The organism is Candidatus Cloacimonadota bacterium (genome assembly GCA_028706475.1).
Lineage (GTDB): Bacteria > Cloacimonadota > Cloacimonadia > Cloacimonadales > Cloacimonadaceae > UBA5456.
On sequence record JAQWBI010000088.1, the window covers coordinates 1 to 2,785 of the forward strand.

Below are 2,785 nucleotides of genomic sequence, written 5' to 3' on the forward strand. Positions count from 1 at the left end.
CTCAGCTTGATCAATCTTTCCACTGCTGTGGACAACAACAGGCTTCCCCAGTTAAGCTTTCCTGCCTGAATATGAAGCCATCTGTCAAAATCTGTAGAGCTATCCAGCTTTAGGGCTTTCCCACTTTTGGCAAGGTTACCCACTCTAGCGACCAACATCAGTTCGCTTGCGCTATGTTCCATATTCCCACTGCTTCTTGCTTCAGACCTTGCCGTTGCCAAGAGCGCCCTTGATCTCATGTTGACTTCCCGCTGGTGAGGTGTCAGGACTTCTTTCAGTCCATCGGCGCAGAAAGCATTCTGGGCAAACTAAAAAAGGCGTCATCACCAATTGTGAAGACGCCGTTTGTATCTGTTTAGTCCTGTTAAGTGATGTTTCTGCGTTTATAAATAAAGTAGGATGCGATAACAAGAATAATATTGATTCCCAACCAGATCCAGTTTTCTTGATTCCAGAACGTAGCCCAATTTGAGAAATCAATACTTAGCATCTTGGGTGCAGCCAGTTTCCTCCCTACCAGCTGAAATGGGATTGTTAATACCTTGGACCAAAAACCGAGCAAGCTGTATAACTTCACACCCCAGCTCACTTTCAGGATCAATCCAACGATATCGAAGACCGCAAAGAAGAGTATCATCATCAAAGGCGAGTTTTTGCGAAACAAGCTGGCAAAGAACCAAGAAGTGGGCATAAGCATCAATACCGATGTAATATAATATGGGATCGTGTATAGAATGGCGTTCCAACCGGAAGTAAGAGCATTTAAACCAAAGATTGCCATGCCGGCGCTGATCATCAGATAGTTCACAATCACCAGGATTAAGTACTGCAGAAAGATGCCGAGGAAAACAAAGACAGCTTTTGAACCGAGGATCTTTTTCAAACTTACTGGTTGCGACAAGTGAAATATCTCGCATCTTTTTGTGTAATCCTGGTTCAAGGTGGCATCTGAAAGAGCTAAGGTAGTCAAAATACAAATCCAGGAGATAAAGACAGCAGATCCAAATTGCATTACCCAAAGCACACTTTGTACAGCCTCAGCATTCACACCCAGTTGAATTATGCTCGGTAAGCCATAGCGAATACTGCCATAGATCAGTGTTAATATACTCAAAGCATATACCGCAAGTAGTACCCACAAGGGAATGAGATAGTTCCTTTTGTGAGTGTTCCATTCTTTTATGATTAACGCTTTAAACTGCTGCATGGTTACCTCCTACCACTTCCATAAATATATCTGAGATCGATGGCCTGTTGTAGATTGCGCCCTCAATCTCGATATCAGATGGTAATACTGCACTCACAAATCCTAAAGTGTTGTTTATCTCTCTGGCTCCGCTGTCCACGAGGCTCTGCCTTTTGTCTGATGATACCGTTACTACGCTATAACGTGATTTCAAGCTTTCCACTTCTTCATTCAGCACCATTTTGCCATTATCGATAAAGATGATCTCCTGCAGCATATCCTCAATCTCTTCAACCTGGTGTGTAGAGATAAAGATGGTTCGCTGCTCATCAAAGAACTCTCCCAGTATGATATTGAAGAATTCCTTTCTGAAAGCAATGTCCAATCCCAACGTAGGTTCATCAAGTAGCAGATATCTTACGTCCAATGAAATGGTCAACAGCAGATATAGCTTGGTTTTCATTCCCTTGGAGAGCTTTCCTACTTTTTTGTTCAGGGGCAAATTCGCCCGGGCAAAGAGCCTGCCACTTCTTTCTTCATTGAAGAGAGGATTCATATGCCTTACATAATCTATGGTCTGACCAACCGTTAATCTATCGTCCAAACCGCTGACATCCGGGATGAAAGCCACCTGTTCAAACACGCGGTGATCTCTGTGTTGTAGGTTGAAGCCGTCAAGGCTCACCGTTCCTTCATGATCCAGGAATCCCAACATACAGCGCATTAAGGTAGATTTCCCCGCTCCGTTTTTGCCCAAAAGTCCCACAATCTTTCCCCAAGGCAAAGTGAAGGACACGTTATCCAAAGCCTTGAATTTACCAAAGCTCTTGCCTAGATTCTTCACCTGATATGGAATCGGGTGGTTCTCAAATGTCTTTTCGTAAACCGTCATTTCTCTTCTCCATACACACTATGTACTTTGCTGATTACTTCTTCTTTGGGAATCTCATAGTTTTTTGCCAAACGTAGAGAGGGTTCCAAGCTTTCTTGAATAAAAGAATTCTTCCGGCTCGCAATGATCTTCGCTCTGGCACCCGGAGACACGAAAATCCCTATTCCTCGTTTGTGATACAATATCCCTTCTTCTACCAATGCATTTACTGCATTCCCCGCTGTTATGGGATTAATCCGGTACTCAGCGGCCATTTCACGGAGCGATTTCAACCGGTCTTCCTCAATTAATGCCCGTGCAAGTATCTGTTCTTCGATCTGTTGCCTTAGCTGGAGGTAGATCGGGATGTCGTCTTTAAAGGCTTTCATCGCTTCCTCACATATTTTATTTCACCTAGCGCCTTAGTGATGTAGCCAACTATATCACTCCATGTCTCATGTCAAGCTTTTTCTGTTATTTTCTTTGACTATTTCGTAGACGATGATTGTATATTACCTTAATTCAATGCGTTACGTATATCCTACGACAGGGTGATTGGCTAAATTCGACAACCCTTTTGGAAATTATTGCGTTCGTAAATTAAGACCGTTGCACATAGAAGTGGACAAAAAGTATAGATAAATAATACTTGACAAATCAGATGCGTAGGTTATATTGTCTCTATAACAACACAGGAGCTAAACATGGAAAAGCAAACCATAACCTTC

General features: G+C 42.8%; 4 protein-coding genes. All 4 read right to left on the reverse strand.

All coding sequences use genetic code 11. The annotated features are described in order from the left end of the window. The coding region (locus PHF32_08770; GenBank protein ID MDD4560806.1) for a hypothetical protein at positions 1-239 on the reverse strand (239 nt) is incomplete at its 3' end. A gap of 125 nt (positions 240-364) precedes the next feature. Continuing rightward, positions 365-1,207: a hypothetical protein gene (locus PHF32_08775; protein MDD4560807.1), complete on the reverse strand. Its 843-nt coding sequence runs from the start codon at positions 1,205-1,207 to the stop codon at positions 365-367. Further along, positions 1,194-2,078 (reverse strand): ABC transporter ATP-binding protein, encoded by an 885-nt coding sequence (locus PHF32_08780; protein ID MDD4560808.1) that lies wholly within the window; start codon positions 2,076-2,078, stop codon positions 1,194-1,196. Before PHF32_08780 ends, PHF32_08775 begins: the two co-directional genes overlap by 14 nt. Further along, the gene (locus PHF32_08785) at positions 2,075-2,446 is read right to left on the reverse strand and encodes a GntR family transcriptional regulator (GenBank protein ID MDD4560809.1); all 372 of its coding nucleotides are present in this window, start codon (positions 2,444-2,446) and stop codon (positions 2,075-2,077) included. Before PHF32_08785 ends, PHF32_08780 begins: the two co-directional genes overlap by 4 nt. Positions 2,447-2,785: the final 339 nt, after the last annotated feature.